Source organism: Pseudoalteromonas sp. ASV78 (assembly GCF_047806705.1).
GTDB lineage: Bacteria > Pseudomonadota > Gammaproteobacteria > Enterobacterales > Alteromonadaceae > Pseudoalteromonas > Pseudoalteromonas prydzensis_A.
Window position 1 is genome coordinate 1845776 of sequence record NZ_JBLOPA010000001.1, and the last position, 17975, is coordinate 1863750.

Annotated in this window: 19 protein-coding genes; 10 read left to right on the plus strand and 9 right to left on the minus strand. The window is 40.7% G+C overall.

Going from position 1 to position 17975, the window contains the following annotated elements; translation table 11 throughout:
- Window positions 1-61 precede the first annotated feature (61 nt).
- The 7 genes from ACMVDV_RS08450 (at window position 62) to ACMVDV_RS08480 (ending at window position 8476) form a co-directional block, all read left to right on the plus strand.
- Window positions 62-2194 (plus strand): M3 family metallopeptidase, encoded by a 2133-nt coding sequence (locus tag ACMVDV_RS08450; protein WP_416157808.1) that lies wholly within the window; start codon window positions 62-64, stop codon window positions 2192-2194.
- Window positions 2195-2327: 133 nt separating this feature from the next.
- Complete coding sequence (locus ACMVDV_RS08455) at window positions 2328-3755, plus strand: amidohydrolase family protein (protein ID WP_416157809.1); 1428 nt, start codon at window positions 2328-2330, stop codon at window positions 3753-3755.
- 94 nt (window positions 3756-3849) lie between these two features.
- On the plus strand, window positions 3850-4695 hold the full coding sequence (locus tag ACMVDV_RS08460) for a carboxylate/amino acid/amine transporter (protein ID WP_416157810.1): 846 nt from the start codon (window positions 3850-3852) through the stop codon (window positions 4693-4695).
- 69 nt (window positions 4696-4764) lie between these two features.
- Window positions 4765-6090 (plus strand): glycerophosphodiester phosphodiesterase family protein, encoded by a 1326-nt coding sequence (locus ACMVDV_RS08465; protein ID WP_416157811.1) that lies wholly within the window; start codon window positions 4765-4767, stop codon window positions 6088-6090.
- A gap of 71 nt (window positions 6091-6161) precedes the next feature.
- Window positions 6162-6896, plus strand: coding sequence for a dienelactone hydrolase family protein (locus ACMVDV_RS08470; RefSeq protein ID WP_416157812.1), 735 nt, complete (start codon window positions 6162-6164; stop codon window positions 6894-6896).
- A gap of 203 nt (window positions 6897-7099) precedes the next feature.
- Complete coding sequence (locus tag ACMVDV_RS08475) at window positions 7100-7783, plus strand: type 1 glutamine amidotransferase domain-containing protein (protein ID WP_416157813.1); 684 nt, start codon at window positions 7100-7102, stop codon at window positions 7781-7783.
- Window positions 7784-7888: 105 nt separating this feature from the next.
- Window positions 7889-8476: a rhomboid family intramembrane serine protease gene (locus ACMVDV_RS08480; protein ID WP_416157814.1), complete on the plus strand. Its 588-nt coding sequence runs from the start codon at window positions 7889-7891 to the stop codon at window positions 8474-8476.
- A 66-nt stretch (window positions 8477-8542) separates the two neighbouring features.
- Here the strand turns inward: ACMVDV_RS08480 and ACMVDV_RS08485 are convergent, their stop codons facing one another.
- From ACMVDV_RS08485 to ACMVDV_RS08510, 6 genes are all read right to left on the minus strand, one after another.
- A complete protein-coding gene (locus ACMVDV_RS08485) occupies window positions 8543-8947 on the minus strand; it encodes a hypothetical protein (RefSeq protein WP_304185761.1) in 405 nt (134 codons plus the stop codon).
- A 37-nt stretch (window positions 8948-8984) separates the two neighbouring features.
- Window positions 8985-9974 carry an endonuclease/exonuclease/phosphatase family protein gene (locus ACMVDV_RS08490; RefSeq protein WP_416159069.1) on the minus strand — a complete coding sequence of 330 codons (990 nt, stop codon included), beginning with the start codon at window positions 9972-9974 and terminating at the stop codon, window positions 8985-8987.
- 279 nt (window positions 9975-10253) lie between these two features.
- Window positions 10254-10712 (minus strand): low molecular weight protein-tyrosine-phosphatase, encoded by a 459-nt coding sequence (locus ACMVDV_RS08495; RefSeq protein ID WP_416157815.1) that lies wholly within the window; start codon window positions 10710-10712, stop codon window positions 10254-10256.
- A 49-nt stretch (window positions 10713-10761) separates the two neighbouring features.
- The gene (locus ACMVDV_RS08500) at window positions 10762-10977 is read right to left on the minus strand and encodes a TIGR02450 family Trp-rich protein (RefSeq protein WP_416157816.1); all 216 of its coding nucleotides are present in this window, start codon (window positions 10975-10977) and stop codon (window positions 10762-10764) included.
- A gap of 306 nt (window positions 10978-11283) precedes the next feature.
- Entirely contained in the window at window positions 11284-11802 is a 519-nt protein-coding gene (locus tag ACMVDV_RS08505; RefSeq protein WP_416157817.1) for a hypothetical protein, read from the minus strand.
- A 69-nt stretch (window positions 11803-11871) separates the two neighbouring features.
- Window positions 11872-12378, minus strand: coding sequence for a DUF3087 domain-containing protein (locus ACMVDV_RS08510; RefSeq protein ID WP_416157818.1), 507 nt, complete (start codon window positions 12376-12378; stop codon window positions 11872-11874).
- Window positions 12379-12530: 152 nt separating this feature from the next.
- On the opposite strand from ACMVDV_RS08510, the gene ACMVDV_RS08515 reads away from it, so the two are divergent.
- From ACMVDV_RS08515 to ACMVDV_RS08525, 3 genes are read left to right on the plus strand one after another with little or no spacing between them, the layout of a single operon-like run.
- Complete coding sequence (locus ACMVDV_RS08515) at window positions 12531-13169, plus strand: energy transducer TonB (protein WP_416157819.1); 639 nt, start codon at window positions 12531-12533, stop codon at window positions 13167-13169.
- A 24-nt stretch (window positions 13170-13193) separates the two neighbouring features.
- Complete coding sequence (locus ACMVDV_RS08520) at window positions 13194-13739, plus strand: RNA polymerase sigma factor (RefSeq protein ID WP_304185767.1); 546 nt, start codon at window positions 13194-13196, stop codon at window positions 13737-13739.
- The gene (locus tag ACMVDV_RS08525; RefSeq protein ID WP_416157820.1) at window positions 13732-14358 is read left to right on the plus strand and encodes a hypothetical protein; all 627 of its coding nucleotides are present in this window, start codon (window positions 13732-13734) and stop codon (window positions 14356-14358) included. The genes ACMVDV_RS08520 and ACMVDV_RS08525 overlap by 8 nt, the downstream gene beginning before the upstream one ends.
- A gap of 97 nt (window positions 14359-14455) precedes the next feature.
- Here ACMVDV_RS08525 and ACMVDV_RS08530 read toward each other — a convergent pair whose 3' ends face one another.
- From ACMVDV_RS08530 to ACMVDV_RS08540, 3 genes are read right to left on the minus strand one after another with little or no spacing between them, the layout of a single operon-like run.
- Entirely contained in the window at window positions 14456-15775 is a 1320-nt protein-coding gene (locus tag ACMVDV_RS08530) for a reverse transcriptase domain-containing protein (RefSeq protein ID WP_301561908.1), read from the minus strand.
- Complete coding sequence (locus ACMVDV_RS08535; protein ID WP_416159070.1) at window positions 15772-16275, minus strand: SLATT domain-containing protein; 504 nt, start codon at window positions 16273-16275, stop codon at window positions 15772-15774. Before ACMVDV_RS08535 ends, ACMVDV_RS08530 begins: the two co-directional genes overlap by 4 nt.
- A gap of 24 nt (window positions 16276-16299) precedes the next feature.
- Entirely contained in the window at window positions 16300-17517 is a 1218-nt protein-coding gene (locus ACMVDV_RS08540) for an IS4 family transposase (RefSeq protein ID WP_416156999.1), read from the minus strand.
- Between the last annotated feature and the right edge of the window lie 458 nt (window positions 17518-17975).

The window sequence follows — 17975 nt, forward strand, 5'->3', positions numbered from 1 at the left end:
AAGTTAAGATGCTTAATGCCTTACTTGTATTTTAAAGGCTTATTTTTTTATTGGAGCTCTTATGCGCAAATCTCTCATCGCTAGCACTATCGCCAGCGCTTTATTATTATCAGCTTGTAGTTCACAACAAGTAGCAGACTCACCAGAACACACATCGCAAGTACAAACTGTTAATGTTGATAATGTATTGATGAAGCCAAGTCCACTGCAATACATGGCACCAGAATTTAATAAATTTGGCACTAAAGATTACGAGCCAGTATTTGACGCCGGTATTGCTCAGCAAAAAGCACAGATCGCAGCGATTGCTAACAACCCTGCTGCTGCAACATTTAAAAACACTCTGGTTGAACTTGAGCTATCCGGCGAATTACTTGACCGTGTATCAACTGCGTTTTATAACTTATCGGGTTTGATTTCAGATAGCGAGTACCAACGTATTGCCGCTAAAATGGCACCGGTATTATCTGCTCACTCTGATGACATTTACTTAAATAAAGCGCTGTTCTCTCGTGTTGAAAGTATTTATAACAACAAAGCAAGCCTAAACGCTGAAGACCAACGCCTAGTTGAGTTTTACTATACTAAATTTGTCAACGCTGGCGCAAAGCTTAACGAAGCACAAAAAACCAAAATGCGTGAGATCAACGCAGAGCTTGCTAAGTTATCAACGGCATTTTCACAAAACATCCTAAAATCGTTTAAAGAAGATGTTGTCGTTGTAACTGATAAAGCTGAACTTGCGGGTCTGTCTGATGGCGAAATTGACAGCCTAGCCGCAGCTGCTAAAAAAGCAGGTAAAGAAGGCTACATGATCACCTTGGTGAACACTACGCAACAACCTATTCTAAGCAGCCTTGAAAACCGTAAACTACGTGAGCGTATTTTTAAAGCATCAGCGACTCGTGCACAAAATACTAACGGCCCTATCATTATCAAAGAAACCAATTTACGCGCGCAAAAAGCCGAGTTACTTGGTTACAAAGATTGGGCATCGTATGTAATGACTACGCGTATGGCTAAAACCACTGAGAATGTATACGGCATTTTAGATGATCTGGCCCCAAAAGCAGTAAACAAAGCCAAAGCGGAAGCAGCTGAAATCCAAAAAGTGATTGATGCATCTGGCGAAACCTTTGCACTACAACCTTGGGACTGGGCATTCTACTCAGAAAAAGTACGTCAAGCTAAGTATGACCTAGATCCAGCGCTTGTTAAGCCTTACTTTGAAATGCAATCAGTGATCCATGACGGCATGTTCTTCGCAATGGAAAAACTATACGGCATCACCTTTAAAGAGCGTAAAGATTTACCTGTTTATCATGAAGACGTCATGGCATTTGAAGTATTCAACGCCGATGGTAGCGCAATTGGTTTATTCTACATGGACCCTTATGCCCGTGAAGGCAAGCGTGGCGGTGCATGGATGAGCTCATACGTGGGTCAAAGTGGTTTAAAAGGCACAAAACCAGTTATTTATAACGCGCAGAACATCCCTAAGCCTGCGGATGGTCAACCAACACTGATGACGTTTTCTGAAGTAACCACTATGTTCCATGAATTTGGTCATGCGGCGCACGGTTTATTCTCAGACGTTAAATACCCAAGCCTTGCCGGTACTGCAACAGCGCGTGACTTTGTTGAGTTTCCATCACAAGCGAACGAAGATTGGAACATTGAACCGACGGTACTTGCTAACTACGCTAAGCACTACAAAACGGGTGAGCCAATTCCAAAAGAGCTACTAGCAAAAGTACTTGAGTCACAAAACTTTAACCAAGGTTTTGGCACCACTGAATACTTAGCTGCGGCATTACTTGATATGGAATGGCACTCATTTGGTGCTGATACTAAAATTACCGACGTACAAAAATTTGAGCATGAAGCGCTTGAAAAACACGGTATTGCTTATTACCCAGTACCACCGCGTTATAAGTCTTGCTACTTTAGCCACACCTTTGCAGGCGGTTACTCAGCAGGTTACTACGCTTACCTTTGGACTGAAGTATTTGCAGCCGACGCATTTGCGCACATGACAGAGCAAGGCGGTCTTACTCGTGAAAACGGTGATAGCTTCCGTAAAGAGATTCTATCAAAAGGTAACAGCCGCGACTTAATGCAAAGCTACATTGAGTTCCGTGGTCAAAAGCCAACCACCGACGCACTACTGAAGCGCCGTGGTTTAGTGGAGTAAAGAATTTACTGGGAGCCCGCAATGGGCTCCCATTTTTATAGCAGTCGTCTGATATTTTTTACCTTCTAACTCAAAGCTACGCTTACCACGACATAATTATGCTAGTCTGAATAAAAAAATTCAGGCCTCCAATATGAAACATTCTCTTTTATTTTCAAGCTGTTTACTACTAGGTGCATGTGCGACTCAACCTACAGAGCGCGCCGATATAGTGATCACTAATGCCACGGTTATTGATGTAAAAACAGGGCAGCTTAGTGCGGATCAATCCCTTGCCATCCGTGATGGTGTGATCATTAAACGCAGTAACCAGTCGCTACAAAATAACTATATTAGCGATAATTACATTGATGCTAATGATCAATTCCTAATGCCAGGGCTTTGGGATATGCACGTACACTTTGGTGGCGGTGAAGAGCTCATCGCTGAGAATAAAGCATTATTGCCCCTATACCTTGCCTATGGTGTAACTACAGTACGCGATGCTGCCGCCGATCTAAGTGAATCGGTTTTGAGCTGGCGAGCGCAAATTAATAATAACCAATTAGTGGGCCCAACAATTTATACCTCAGGGCCAAAACTTGAAGGTAAAGACTCAATTTGGCCCGGCGATTTAGAAGTGGCAACGGTCGCAGAAATGAATGCCGCAATAGACAGCCTTGATGCGATGAATGTCGATTTTGTGAAAATCACTGACAGCGCATTAACGCCAGAACTGTATTTAAAAGCCGTTAAAGAAGTAAAGAAACGCGGTTATCAAATATCTGGTCATATTCCGTTTTCGTTGTCAGTAACAGATGTATCTAATGCGGGGTTAGACGCCATCGAGCACATGACTTACTTATTAAAAGCCGCCGCAAGCAACGAGCCTGAAATATCAGCAAAAGTGGCCGCTGGAGAACTGAGTTATCGCAGCGCCTTACCTATTATCACCGCCAATATTGATACTCAAACGGCTTTAAATAAATACGCCGTGTTGGCTGAAAATAACACCGCAGTGGTGCCTACTTTAATTGGTGGTCAGATCACCGCGTACATTGATGAAGATAATCATCAAGATGATGAATTTTTAAACTACCTTGGTAAAGGCCTTAAAGCCACTTACCAATGGCGTGTAGATAGAGCAAATAAAGATACACCAGCACAAATTAAGCAACGTAAAGAGCGCTTTATAAAAACCGCACAGTTACTGCCACTGGCGCAACAAGCCGGCGTACCCATTATTGCCGGAACCGATGCTGGCTTTTTAAATTCATATATTTATCCTGGTTTATCCCTTCATCAAGAACTAGCTATTTTTAGTGACTACGGCCTAACACCGCTGCAAACACTGCAATCAGCAACCCTTGCTGGGCCAGAGTTTTTAGGTAAGCGTGAGCAATTTGGTGACCTGACTGAAGGTAAAACCGCAGATATCATTTTTCTAACTGCTAACCCATTGCTTGATATGCGTAACACCCAAAAACTTACTGGAGTTATTTCGCATAGTCGCTATTACAATCAAGCCGCACTTGATCAGCTAAAAGCCGCTGCAAAGCAATTTGTTAGTTCACAACAATAAATTAATCAACGGGCTCAGGTTACTTCACTGAGCCACTCCCTTTAATGCTCGTTGTAGTATACACTCGCGTTTTTAGTTTGGAGTAAGCAACACTATGAGCTACTTATTTGCCGTCACTCTATTATGGGCGTTTTCATTTAGTTTAATTGGCGTATATTTAGCGGGTCAAGTTGATGCTTGGTTTAGTGTATTAATTCGCGTAGCCCTAGCCACACTGCTATTTTTACCGTTTTTAAAACGAACACCTCCCCCACTTGCGTGCAAACTCATGCTGATAGGCGCAGTACAACTCGGGATTATGTATAGCTTTTACTACCACTCATTTTTGTTCTTAAGTGTGCCTGAGGTACTGCTATTTACCGTGATGACCCCGCTTTACATCACGTTATTAAACGATGCATTCAACAAACGATTTAACCCACAGTTTTTTATAGTCGCATTTATTGCCGTCTTAGGTGCCATTACTATTCGCTATGAAAACTTAGACAGCAACTTCTTAGTCGGATTATTACTGGTACAAGGCGCGAATATTAGTTTTGCTACAGGACAAGTAACCTATAAACGCTTAATGTTGGATAAGCAGCTTGATGATAAAACCGTATTTGGCTGGTTTTTTATTGGCGCACTCATTGTTGCAAGTAGCTGCTATGTCTTATTTGGTAACTCAAACAAATTACCAAGCACCTCAACACAATGGGGCATACTGATTTATTTAGGAATTGTGGCATCCGGTATTGGCTATTTTATGTGGAATAAAGGCGCAACTATTGTCAATGTGGGCGCACTGGCGGTGATGAACAACTTGCTTATTCCTGCGGGCATTGTTGTTAATGTGCTTATTTGGAATAGAGACGCAGACCTACTTAGATTAAGTATTGGCGCGGGAGTGATACTTTTTGCCTTAGTAGTAAACCAAATAATGGCGAAAAAAGTAAATTAATTACTCTGTAGTGAAACTGTCACTAATAATTAGTAAGGTAGCGTCCACTTTGATTTTTAGGGACAAATAATGAAACACACACCTATACTAACCAGTTGTTTATTATTAGTTACACTCACTGGCTGCGCTGATGATACAAAGATAGTCGAAAAAGAAGTGGTTGTCAGCAACACTGAAGTTGAAATTGTTAAAGTTCCTACACCGGTTATTGTTGAAGTAGCGCAAGGTACGAATATTCAACTCGGTACTCGCCCTGACTACCTAATTGACGATATGGCCACCAGTGCACTAAAAACAAAATTAGAATCGTGCAAAGACGGCCCTTTTTATCGTACTGATTTTTCAATTGGTCACCGCGGTGCACCTATGCAATACCCAGAGCACACTAAAGAATCTTACATTGCAGCGGCTCGTATGGGCGCAGGCATTGTCGAGTGCGATGTGACGTTTACAAATGATAAAGAGCTGGTATGCCGCCATTCACAATGTGATTTACATACCACCACTAATATTTTAGCGATCCCAGAACTTGCCGCTAAATGTAGCGTGCCATTTACGCCAGCGGATCCTAACAGTGGTACACCCGCTGCAGCTAAATGTTGCACTAGCGATATTAGCCTGGCGGAATTTTTAACCCTTGAGGGTAAAATGGATGGTGCGAACACCAATGCAACGAATGTTAGCGATTATATGCAGGGTACACCGAGTTGGCGCACTGATTTATACGCTACCTCAGGTACACTCATGACCCACAAACAAAGTATTGCACTATTTAAAAAGCTGGGTGTAAAAATGACCCCTGAGCTTAAATCTCCTCAAGTGAGCATGCCTTTTAATGGTATGACCCAAACACAATATGCGCAAAAAATGCTGGATGAATACACACAAATGGAGGTACCCGCAAACCATGTTTATCCGCAATCATTTAATTTAGCTGACGTAAAATATTGGATTAATACAAATCCTGAATTTGCAGCGCAAAGTGTTTATTTAGATGGTCGCGACAGCAATGCAGGGTTTGATCCTAATAACGCAGCAACATGGCAGCCAAGCATGGCAGAGCTCGCGACTGATGGCGTTAAAATTATAGCGCCCCCTATTTGGATGCTACTAACTATAGATAACAACAGCAATATAGTGCCCTCGCAGTACGCTATAGATGCTAAAGCCGCAGGGCTTAATATTATTGCATGGAGCCTTGAACGCTCTGGCCCTCTAAATGAAGGCGGCGGTTATTATTATCAGTCTATTAGTGATGTTATAGATAATGATGGCGATATGTTCACTGTGGTTGATGTTTTAGCACAAGAGGTTGGTGTAATGGGCATATTTTCCGATTGGCCAGCAACCGTAAGTTACTATGCTAGCTGTAATAAAATGCCTGCAAGTATTTAAATTTTAGGGCGTGTTTATTTTATCGCGCTCAGTTACCATATATTTTATATATTATTTAATTGAGCGCTTTTATGATCATCCAACACCACAACGCTGACTTGCCTACCCCAACAGGCACTATGCGCACCACTGTTTACCGCCCACAAGCCGATGGGCAATTTCCGGCGATTATTTTTTACTCTGAAATTTTCCAGCAAACCGCGCCTATCGCACGCAGTGCCGCTCTGTTAGCAGGCCATGGTTTTGTGGTGTTGGTGCCTGAAGTTTTTCATGAGCTAAATCCGATTGGTACAGTGCTGGCCTATGATGACGCAGGTAAAGACAAAGGCAATGCCGATAAATGGGCAAAGCCGCTTGAATCCCACGACAGCGACACCCAAGCATTAATCGACTTTGCACAAACGCAAGCCTATTGCACAGGCTCAGTGGGTGCTATGGGTGTGTGCATCGGTGGTCACTTAGCTTATCGCGCGGCGTTAAACCCAGCAATTAAAGCAGCATTTTGTTTATACGCCACCGATATTCATAGCGATACACTGCCTGCACAAGCCGGTAATAACTCGTTTGCACGGATGGCAGATATTCAAGGTGAAATTCACTTTATTTGGGGTAAGCAAGACCCGCATGTACCACAACAAGGTCGCGCTAAAATTTATCAGCAAGTGGTTGCCACTGGCATTAACTATCAATGGCAAGAAGTAAACGCGCAACATGCATTTATGCGCGATGAAGGCGAACGTTACGATCCAGCCCTTGCCATTGCCATGTACCAGCAAGCTGTGGCGTTATTTAACCGTACTTTGTAACGTTATATGTTGATGAGCATAGCCAATACGGTATGCTTTTTAGCTGCTCAAACGATATCTTCATGCCATCCCCTAAATGCAATGGCTTAATTGTATCAATTTTTAAATCAATAAAAGTCGAACTTATCGGCGTTGTTTACACCTAACTTGGGACATATAGTATTTAGCAGAGTAAAATTTAATTCATCAGAAGGAATACAGTTATGACTAAAAAAATACTTATAGTACTTACCTCTCATGCAGAGCTTGGCGATACGGGTCATAAAACGGGATTTTGGATAGAAGAATTTGCCGCCCCTTATTATGCATTTATTGATGCCGGAGCTGAGGTCACACTGGCATCGGTGCAAGGCGGGCAACCACCAATTGATCCAAATAGCGCCGCACCTGATGCCGCAACCGATGCCACTAAACGCTTTGACAACGACAGTGCAGCGCAAACTCTGATGGCCAACACCAAAGTACTTAGTGAGGTAAATGCAAGCGATTTTGACGGCGTATTTTACCCAGGCGGTCACGGACCACTGTGGGACTTAGTTGACAATACTGATTCAATTGCACTGATTGAAGAGTTTATTAATACAGAAAAGCCTGTAGCGGCTGTCTGCCATGCAAGCGCAGTATTTTTAAATGTGAAAAACTCAGATGGCACAGCGCTTGTTGCTGGTAAAAAAGTAACCGGTTTTAGCAATAGTGAAGAAGACGCCGTGCAACTGACTGACATAGTGCCATTATTAGTTGAAGACGAACTCATTAAAAAAGGTGGCAATTATCAAAAAACCGATGATTGGGGAGTACTAGCGCTAGAAGATGGCTTACTGATCACCGGTCAAAACCCTGCCAGCTCTGAACTTGCAGCTAAAAAACTATTAACTAAGTTAGGTTAAATTCAATTTAGCATATAGCAAAGCCTTGCCCACTGGGTAAGGCTTTTCATTTTAGCAGCAAGATGGGTATACTCTGGCAAACCTATTTTCAATTTAAGCTTATGTATGGCAAACCAAAAAAGTTCTTTAAGCATTCCTCCTCTGGCCAGTAAGCGCTTTACAATAATTGGCATTATTTTACTGTGTACCTTATTACAAGTAATTAATAGCTTACCCGGTATTAACCTAAATGGCTTAGGCATCTTCCCGCGTAATTTAAGTGGTTTAAGCGGTATTTTTTTCGCGCCATTTTTACATGGCGGCTGGGCTCATTTGCTCAGTAATTTAATCCCGTTCGCGATACTAGGCTGGCTAGTATGCCAATACAGTGTAAAACGCTTTTGGTTAGTATTTATTTTCACCGCTAGCGTTGGTGGATTACTAGTTTGGCTATTTGGCCGTGCGAATATTCACGTTGGTTTAAGCGGCGTGCTGTATGGCTTATGGGGCTTTTTAATTTGCTACGGTATTATGCATCGCTCATTTAAAGCCATTGCAATTAGTGTTGTGGTGTTGTTTTTATATAGCGGTTTGATTTGGGGTGTACTACCTCAGCGCCCCCATGTATCGTTTGAAAGCCACTTTTTTGGTGCGCTAGCAGGCATTGTTATTGGCTATTATTTAGCAAAACAAGATAAGAAAGTGACGCTATAGCGAGTTGGCGAGTTGGCGAGTTGGCGAGTTGGCGAGTTGGCGAGTTGGCGAGTTGAAGATAAAGTATCAATTCTCATCGTCAACTTTCAACATTTCTATCTGTGCTTTCTCAGCCTCGGTTAGCGCTTTATATCCACGCGGATAAGGCCAACCATAGCCCCATCTAAATGTTGTTGGAAAATAGGGGCTGCCGCCCACACGCACACCTGCCAGCATCAGTTGTGCTATTTGTGGTTCGCCTACTTTAGCCACGCATTCTTGTAGTTGTTTATCCGCAAATAGCCTTTGTTCATAGGTACCGCCTTGCCAATAACTATAATCATGGGCGGTACAACAATCTAACCATAATTGTTTTTGTGTGAAAGTACCGTCTGGAAATGAGCTGCATCCATCAGAGGTAAAAGGCTCAATATTTTCGGCTTTGCTATCTAAACAAATTAAACATGCCATTATGACCAAAACTAAACGCATAGACTTTTCTCTAACAAATAACAAAAAATGTGATGATTCAACAGCGCAACGTTAAGGTGATCATCACCACACCATGATCGGTGCTTTGGTCGTCACGCTCAAACTCTGGGTTGAGCAAGTGGCGATCATAAGTGTGATAGTCACTCACCTCATAAAAGCTGTCGTCGTAGCCTGTATCAAACTCACAGGATAACAAAATATAATCAAGTACTGAGCTGCTGGCGCCAAAATAATGTGTTGGTGTACGTATAAACTCTGTTGCAGTTGTTTTTTGTGATTTTACAAACAACTGCCACGCATCATTTAAACAATATTGTGCAAGATGGGCTTTGCTATCGAACGCAGACACAGAGCGCAGTGAGTCGGTGAGTAAGTGACTCAGTACGCCATCGATTAGATTATTATTAAAATCCCCCATTAGCAGCACAGGGTTTTGCGTGGTCTCACGGCGTTTGATCATTTCCAGCATAAATAGAGTTGCCTCGCTGCCACGCTGAACAGTAGAGCCCCAGCCACCCGCAATATCAGCTGTTAAGTGGGCAATAATATGCTGCTCTGGGGCTAATTGGCTGGTTTGCTCCACTTCGAGCATCGACCGCTTAGATTTAAAATGCACCACATAACAATCCACATCGCCAATATGCGGCATAGCAATGGTGGCCCTGAGCACTTTGCGGCTAAAAGTAAAGTCAGCACTGAGGCCAATTGTTTGCGCAACGTCATTATCGTGCTCGACAGCCGCAATCTCATTGATTGCAAAGCGAGTAGCAATCGCCACCACAGGACGTTTATAAATAAACTCGTCAATCACTTGCGGCTCATCAACCACAGCAAAGTAGTGATAACCCGCTTTATGTAATAGTATTTTTAATGATTCAACGCTGAATACTTCTTGAAAACCAATCACATCCGGTTGATATTCAGTTAAGTAATTAACAATCCAGCGCTGCTTTTTAGCCCATTGCTCTGCGCTATAAATACGCTCAAACTCATAAAACGCATTAGGCGGTTCAAGGTAATTAAACAGGTTAAAAGTGGCTATTTTTAATTGGCTATTTGCGATTGCTACAGGCTCAATCGCTGTAGTGGTATTTGCGATTAGTTGTGATTGCTGGTGTGGTGCGCGATTGCTGATAACAAAAATCCTACCTGATTAGTCAAATCAAAAATAATGACGTAATTAACAATTACGCCAATCTAGTCATTTTTCATCCAAATTAAAACAGCCGAAGTTTACCATTGTATGTCAAAACTAGCGTTGCTCATTCACTGCAATACAACAGGTTTTAAACACACCTAAAAACCGTTAATCTGAGTTCAGGTTTTTTATTATTTCATCACACGCATCTTCAATTAAATCGAGTACCTGCTCAAAACCTTGCTCACCGCCATAATAAGGATCGGGAATTTCATCAATTGTAGATGAACCATAACTTAAAAACAGCGCTAGTTTGTACTGCAAATGCGCAGGACATTGCGCCATTAAGTCTGCCAAATTTTGCTTATCAGCCGCTAAAATTAAGTCAAAATATTCAAAGTCATGTTGCTGTACTTGTCGAGCTTGGATCCCTTTAAAACTGTAATTACGTTTTAAAGCCGCGGCTTGCGAGCGTCTATCCGGTGGATTGCCGCAGTGATAAGCCGCGGTCCCAGCAGAATCAACTGCAAGGGTAACGCCTTGTTGTAATGCTTTAGCACGAAGCACAGCTTCAGCCGTTGGTGAACGACAAATATTACCTAAACACACCACCAATATTTTTTTCATTGTTAAGTCCTAGTTCGCCTCATGGCACTAGCTTTACTGAAAACGCTCATTATTGCCAGCCTTGCAACCAACGTTGCTGATCTTTTAAATCCTGCCAATTTATTGCCATCGAGCGCTTTGACATCACCGCTTCAATAATACAGCTGATAACAACGCCCTCTTCATCAAACTCCATTTCTGTGATTATAAAATGTTTTTCTTTATTGACGGGTGAAACAGCCGTCCATTTGCTATGCAGGAGTTTTTTTGGGGTTATTTTATTCATACAATTCCTATCTGGCATCATTACGTATTCATAATCGTGATACGTAAACACCACCCACTGCGTTTACATTTAACTGAATAAAATGTGATTTTACAGCTAACTAATCACAGCTGCATAGAGGTATGAATCTGACTCGATCATCACGCAGGTTGTCTATTTTCAGGTAGTATTTACCAAGCAGGATTTGAATTTGCGGTGCTATAACGAGGAATTAAATAACCTATTACATAAGCTGACTAAATATGTATTACAAAGTAAAAGTAGGCTTTAATTTATCACTAAAGCCTATGTGAACTAATGCAATTATTAAAATTCGTAGCTAACGCTCACCCCACCATCAGCGCGTTTTTCCTTACTATCGCTGCCTTCGCCGTAGCCTAATTCAAAACGAACGCGCCAACCGCCATCATTTAAACCACGAAAAAGGTAACTATAACTCACGCCTAGACCATTGGTAGTTTCTTGATCAAACGCTGCTACTATTGCACAGCCTATAATATTACCCAATTCGCCACTAATACTGTCATCATCAGTTTTGGAGCATTCACGCTCATCATCCCTCACACCTATAGCACCTATGACCAAACCTAGTGCATGCTTTTTATTAGCTGTTAATGCGTGTTCAAAACCGAGCGAAAAACCATCATTTAAACCGAGTTTATAATTGGCATACCATCTTTGAGTACCTTCATTAGCCGATAACGATACCTCAGGTATAACAAAGAAAGGATAGCCACCACCGATTGAAAAATTAACATCGTTCGCGTTAGATGAAAACGCACATACTGTTAATAAAGTACCTAAACAAAGCTTGTTTAATTTCACTGAAGTTCCTTTTAAATTTTTTATTATTAAACGCATAATAATTTACACATATTGGAAACAAAAAAGCAATTAAAATTGTTTTAAAATTGAGTCATCGTAATCATCAGTATTAAGCGTGACATTAAACTGCGCCGCCACAGTATCCAGCTCCGCTTGTTTAACAGCCAATTCATCCATGGTGATGGTGTTATCGTCAAGCTGCCACAACAGTCGCGAACCGGCATAACTGTAATGGATCGCCAGTAATGCTTGCGGGTCGCCCTCACGCCCGGCGGCTTTTAGCTTAGCCATTTTCCGGGTGATTTTATTAAGCGCTTGTTTTAATTCCCATACGTATACCACTTCGGTCATATAATCGTGGCCGCGGTATTTATTAAGCGCCCAGCCAATACTGATACTGGTGACTATTACACCCAATAAATTCCAATGAAAATGACTGCCACTTTCATCAGGGAACAACGCAATTAAGGTTTGCGAAATAGCTAAACTGCCAACCGCTAATGCTAAACCACAGCCGATAATAACGCGGTTTAAATGCTTACGATAACGAGCTTTATCAATTTGAATAAGTTGCATAACTGCCTAAGAAAATAAAAACCAAAATTCACAGCCGCCATTGTAACCACAGCCCATAAGCAAACACGAAACTTTTTAAAAATATTTCACCCCTTTTTAATTTACCGCACGTTTTAGTGATAAATACATCATAAATGACAGAGGATTTGCTTATGCAAACAATAGATTTACCACCCACTAATCATGCTTTAAAAACATCAACGGCCATTGTTGGTGGTGCCGCCATGACCTTTGCTGCATTTGCATTTATGCAGTATTTGATAAACGGTGAGCAACGCGCGCCAAGCTTTAACGGTGACAACATCGTTGTAGAAATATTTCAAGCACCTGAAGATAGTAAAGTACAACAAAAGCAAACGCTGCCGCCACCACCGAAAATGCAAACGCCGCCTAAAGTACCACCGCGTACGCCGCCAAGTACTGATACCAATATAGTAACAACCGCAATAACGCCTGACATCAGCATTGATAAAATAGGTGGCGATATACAAGCTAATTTACAGCGCCCAACGGGGGATGCGACCCCTATCGTTCGCATAAACCCTAAATATCCGCCGATTGCCGCACGAGAAGGCATTGAAGGCTGGGTACAATTAAGCTTTAATGTATCTCAAACTGGTGAAGTAATTGATGCCCAAGTTACTGACGCAGAACCAAAACGCATATTCGACCGTGAAGCGCTACGGGCAATAAAACGCTGGAAATACCGCCCCAAAGTGATTGATGGCGTAGCACAAATGCAAACGGGGCAAAGTGTACAACTTGATTTTAAGTTAGACCAAACGCAATAAAAGCTCATTAACGGAAGGGTGCCTATGCTTACAAGCTTAAAATCATGGTTTATTAGTCAGCCCAGTAACGATTACTTGGCTGACTACGCAAAAACTGGCGACAACCGCCACTTAACTAAACTCGTCACCTTGTTTGGCAACGATTTGTACCATTACTTAGTCACGCAAAGTAATGAGCAACTCGCCTTTGATATAAGCCAACAAACTTGGTTAAAAGTGATGGAAAAACGCCATTATTACCAAGAGCAGAACAACCCAAAAGCCTGGTTGTTCCGCCTAGCGCGCAATGCGTTAATCGATGAGTTTCGTAAACAGCAGCGTTTTGTAGAATTAGAAGACGATACTGCAATTGCAGCGCCTAACACACAGCAAAGCTTTGATTACGACGCCTTTAACCACGCTTTAATGCAGCTAAGCTTTGTACAACGCGAAGCACTTAGCCTACAACAAGAAGGCTTTTCGCTTGAAGACATACAGCAGATCACGCAAAGCAATCATGAAACCGTAAAAACACGGCTACGTTATGCAAAACAAAACTTAAAAACATTATTAGGAGCCCACTATGAGTAAGCATAACGAGCAGTTTGAACAACAACTTAACCAGCACTTTAGTGAACGTAAAAAGCACCACACACTCACGCCTGAGCAACAGGCAATGTTAACGCAAATGCCCAGTGAAAAGTCTAATAAAAAACCAACCCACTTTTTATTACCCCTGCAAATGACCGGCCTCGCCTGCGCCTTAGTGGTACTGGGCTTTACCGTGTTTAACAACACAGATAACACCACAGAGCAACAACACACACTTAACAACACCTTTGCCGTACAGCAAGGCAATTACCATTTTATAGAAGTGCACCAAGTAGATAATGCGGGCAGTTATTCAAGTGAAATAAAAAGCCAAAAACAACAACTCGACGACAAACTCGCCGCCGACCTGCGCCTACACCAACAGCGCTACATAGAATACGGGCAATTAGTAAAAGTGGATAACGACTGGTACATCGCCAGCTGTCACAGCGAAGTACTCATTCAAATAAAAGACTCATTATTGAATAGCTTAAAAACCAAACACGCCGTAGAGAGCAACATTATGAAAGGCGACATGCTCGCCATGGCCCACAACAGCCAAGGCCAGATCATCGCACTCAAACATGCGGGAGATGGGGTGAAAGTGTGTAGGGGGTAGGTATTAAGGAGATTTAATGAAAAAGAGAGCAAAACCAACCACACAAAAATTTCTCTTAAAAGCAACCGCCTAGGTTTAATTAAAAGAAATGTATTAGTCAACTATTGTTTCTAATATCTTCTTCTAAATCTTTTATCAAGTGCCGAACTCTTTTGGTGAATAGTGAATGAACAATATCATTACTAAGTGTTTTAATAACCTCTACATCCATATAGTTTGATAATAACTCCTTCTTTTCAGATAACGAATATCCATCAAAGTTAATAATATACTTATGATTTTTAATAACATCTCTGGAGCACTCTTTATAAGCTTTAGAAAACTTCTTTGGAATAATAATTGCGTTTAATTTGGTCTGTTTAAGCAAAGTCTTTACAGTCGCATCTAGTTTGTAAAGGATTGTCTCATCTTCCATTTGAGAGTAATAAAATAGCCACCCCCTACGCTTACCCTCGTAGATACAACCCGTAATTCTTAAATTTAACTTATTTTCAGTTATGTATGATTTGGCATTTTTTACATATTTATGAGCATTAATAATTTTAGCTAGTGAATTTTCAATTCTCCAAATAGATTCTTTTTTAACTGTCAGTTTTCGTTTTTCAATCCAATAACCTAAGAAATCGAAACTTTTATCTAAATTATCAATTATAGTTTTGCTACCAATTTCATCGTAAGGGTGACACTCTAATTCCAGTGTATCGAAATCACTTATAACACTATTTAAAAGCTGTAGAGGCATCTCACCTTCAGAAAAGATTAAAATATCATCAACATAGCGATTGTAAGAAGTTTTTGCTAGTTTTATATAGGTATTATCAATCTCACTGACATACATTTCAGCCAATATATTTGATATTGAGAGCCCTTGAGGTACGCCACACACATTTACTTTTTTTCCTGTAGGGTTTACCAGAGCTTTGTTAATTAAGTCACGGGCTTCCTTGCTTTTTATTTTATTGAAAGCTTTATTTAAGAGTAATTCATGCCTAATACTGGGATAGAAATTTTTTATATCTATTTTTATGAATGATTTAAAGTTAGGATTCTTAACGTCATTTTTTATCTTATCTAACATTATCTGGGGAATGAGGGAACTGGAGTTTTCAGGGAAAATATCTTGCAGAAATAAATGCAATGCTTTTAAAACTAATCGATCTCTTACTGTCGGTATAGAAATCACCCTTGGATATTTTTCAACCCCTTTTGAAATTAGTTTTTCCTTATACCTACTGAACTTATACCCTCCAGCGTATACTTTTTTAAGTATTAAATTAATTTCAGCCATAAAGTCATATCTATCATTTGCACTAATACCATCAACACCAGTTGACGGAGTGAAATGAATGTAACTCAGGTAAATATCTTTTAGGCTTTGTTCATTAAACCTTGATTTAAATAAATCATAATCGCTCATAGCATCACCACAAAAAGAATAGGCAAAGCATAAGCTAATACTATTAGTGAAGTCCGAATGCAAAGATAAAAATAAAGCCTAAAAACTTCAGTTATAGATAGTTTCCTACTGCAGTTTTTATCTGCATCAAAATAGATAAAATAAAACAAATCAAAAGATATATGATTCTCTACTGAATCGAGAAGTTCTAGGTAATAATCTTGAATCTCTAAAAAGTTATTTTTTGATTCGCACAAGCTAAGTTCAGTTGATAAACCTTGCATTGTAATATAGTTTTTCTTTAGCTCCTCATATCTTGTCTTTAAATTTAATTGGGGAATAAACAGTGAAAGAGTAAAGACCGAACCTGTTGTTAGAACCATAACTATATCTGTACTTTCACTAAAAAAATGAGGCTCTTTAATAAGATATATAGAAAAAGAAAAGGTAAGAAATGAGTACCAAACTAAAATTAAACTTGAATGGAAATAATTAGACAAAAGCCTCTCTGAGGCTCTAATCTAAGGGATCCCCAAAAATAATTATTAAATTTCAATTACATCACTCACATCCATATTTTTCCAATCGAGTTGCACTACCACCTGTACGAAATAGGCTAGTCCTGCCAAATAATCTCGCCGTCGCAGTTTAATGGACTGTTTTTTGAAGTATCGCAGCCCAACAAATGCCCATGACACTACTCGTCTTTTTTTGGTTGAATTAGCTTGAAAAGCGCCTGTCTTTCCTGCTTTGTCTATCACTGCCCCCAGCATCATTGAGAACCAATGAGCCAGTGTGGCAAGCAGCAACAGTATGTCTAATCGATAGAGTTTGTTTGTCCTGTGCAGATCTGAGCCTAAGCCGAACCTAACACTTTTTTGATCTCGAAATCCTGCTTCTATCTGCATTCTCATACCATATAATTTGAGTACTTTTTCGAGAAAGTGGTGCCTCTTTGGAAGAGAAGAAACGAGTAGCCAAGGCTCCTTATAACCACGTTTTTTATCTCTTTTTAATAACTTATGTCCCTTGCCAACCAGCACTGCATGAGTTTGATATTTTGCACTTTTGGTCAACTCGGTCGCGCCAAGATACTGGCTCTTACGTTGATTGCTCTTGAATAGTGACTGGCATGGAACAAACTCATCGCTGCCCTGCGTTTTCAAATGTGCCGTACCTCGAACACGGCTAATATAATGCCAGCCATTGTTTCGCACGGCTTTGAGCCAAGGAACTTTAAAGCCCGCATCCGTCACAATTACGGGCCGGCAGTCACCCGGCAAAATCAGTTTGAGCATCTTTAAGAACCGTTTTTGAACTTTTGGGCAATGATACTGAAAACTGAATGCACTTTCCTGATACAGGGTCAAAGAACGACCTTCACTGGCAATGCTGGCACGCAGAATACAGTATTTGGTTTGTGTATCTGCATGACTCCAATCAACCAAAATGACGGGATGCTTTTCAGTGACCACAAAACGGCTTAAGCGAACATAAACCGATGTCGACTCACGCAAAAGCTCGTGGTTACTGAGTAGTCGATCAATACGTTTAATATCATGTTTTTCAGTTGTTTTTGAATTCAAGTTGCGGCCGATAGAAGTCAAGGTACATTGCTGACAGTGCAATAGAGATTTAACGGCAGCGACTAAAGTATTAAATCTGGCTTTATGAATTGAGTTAGGGGTGACAGCGTGGAGCATATTGTGCAAAATAGTAGACGCATTCATGGTGTTTAGTTCTGTTGTTTTTAAGCGATTCATAAGATCACAAAACACCATGAATGTTCCCTCGCTTCCCACATTTTTTAAGACTATTAATTCATTGATATATAAAGGCTAATTTTGGGGATGTTTTAGGGCTCTAATTCTACACTTTCGAGTAAACCATATCTGATTTCTCAAAGCACCTATGCTTTTAGTTAATTCTGTACTTTCCATATTTGACATAACTCCATGAATAAAAGCTCAAGATGGGTGTAGATACTTTTAGATAACACGTCAATAAACATGACATTTTGGATAAACCAAACACGTTAGTGTAGAGATTAGATTTGCCCACACGGATAACGTGTGAACCTTGTTTTAAAATAAAACAAATTGAAGCAATTATTTTGACCTCAATCCCACCAAGAGCTGATTTATCATAGTGGAAAAAATTCACTACATCAACAATATAGATAACACAATTTGAGGAAAAGGTCCTGCATCTAGCTAAACCC

Bases quoted from the DNA above. Each gene is read 5' to 3' on its own strand.
- ACMVDV_RS08450 (WP_416157808.1), top strand. From the start codon at position 62: ATGCGCAAATCTCTCATCGCTAGCACTATCGCCAGCGCTTTATTATTA.
- ACMVDV_RS08455 (WP_416157809.1), top strand. From the start codon at position 2,328: ATGAAACATTCTCTTTTATTTTCAAGCTGTTTACTACTAGGTGCATGT.
- ACMVDV_RS08460 (WP_416157810.1), top strand. From the start codon at position 3,850: ATGAGCTACTTATTTGCCGTCACTCTATTATGGGCGTTTTCATTTAGT.
- ACMVDV_RS08465 (WP_416157811.1), top strand. From the start codon at position 4,765: ATGAAACACACACCTATACTAACCAGTTGTTTATTATTAGTTACACTC.
- ACMVDV_RS08470 (WP_416157812.1), top strand. From the start codon at position 6,162: ATGATCATCCAACACCACAACGCTGACTTGCCTACCCCAACAGGCACT.
- ACMVDV_RS08475 (WP_416157813.1), top strand. From the start codon at position 7,100: ATGACTAAAAAAATACTTATAGTACTTACCTCTCATGCAGAGCTTGGC.
- ACMVDV_RS08480 (WP_416157814.1), top strand. From the start codon at position 7,889: ATGGCAAACCAAAAAAGTTCTTTAAGCATTCCTCCTCTGGCCAGTAAG.
- ACMVDV_RS08485 (WP_304185761.1), bottom strand. From the start codon at position 8,947: ATGCGTTTAGTTTTGGTCATAATGGCATGTTTAATTTGTTTAGATAGC.
- ACMVDV_RS08495 (WP_416157815.1), bottom strand. From the start codon at position 10,712: ATGAAAAAAATATTGGTGGTGTGTTTAGGTAATATTTGTCGTTCACCA.
- ACMVDV_RS08500 (WP_416157816.1), bottom strand. From the start codon at position 10,977: ATGAATAAAATAACCCCAAAAAAACTCCTGCATAGCAAATGGACGGCT.
- ACMVDV_RS08510 (WP_416157818.1), bottom strand. From the start codon at position 12,378: ATGCAACTTATTCAAATTGATAAAGCTCGTTATCGTAAGCATTTAAAC.
- ACMVDV_RS08515 (WP_416157819.1), top strand. From the start codon at position 12,531: ATGCAAACAATAGATTTACCACCCACTAATCATGCTTTAAAAACATCA.
- ACMVDV_RS08520 (WP_304185767.1), top strand. From the start codon at position 13,194: ATGCTTACAAGCTTAAAATCATGGTTTATTAGTCAGCCCAGTAACGAT.
- ACMVDV_RS08525 (WP_416157820.1), top strand. From the start codon at position 13,732: ATGAGTAAGCATAACGAGCAGTTTGAACAACAACTTAACCAGCACTTT.
- ACMVDV_RS08530 (WP_301561908.1), bottom strand. From the start codon at position 15,775: ATGAGCGATTATGATTTATTTAAATCAAGGTTTAATGAACAAAGCCTA.
- ACMVDV_RS08540 (WP_416156999.1), bottom strand. From the start codon at position 17,517: ATGAATCGCTTAAAAACAACAGAACTAAACACCATGAATGCGTCTACT.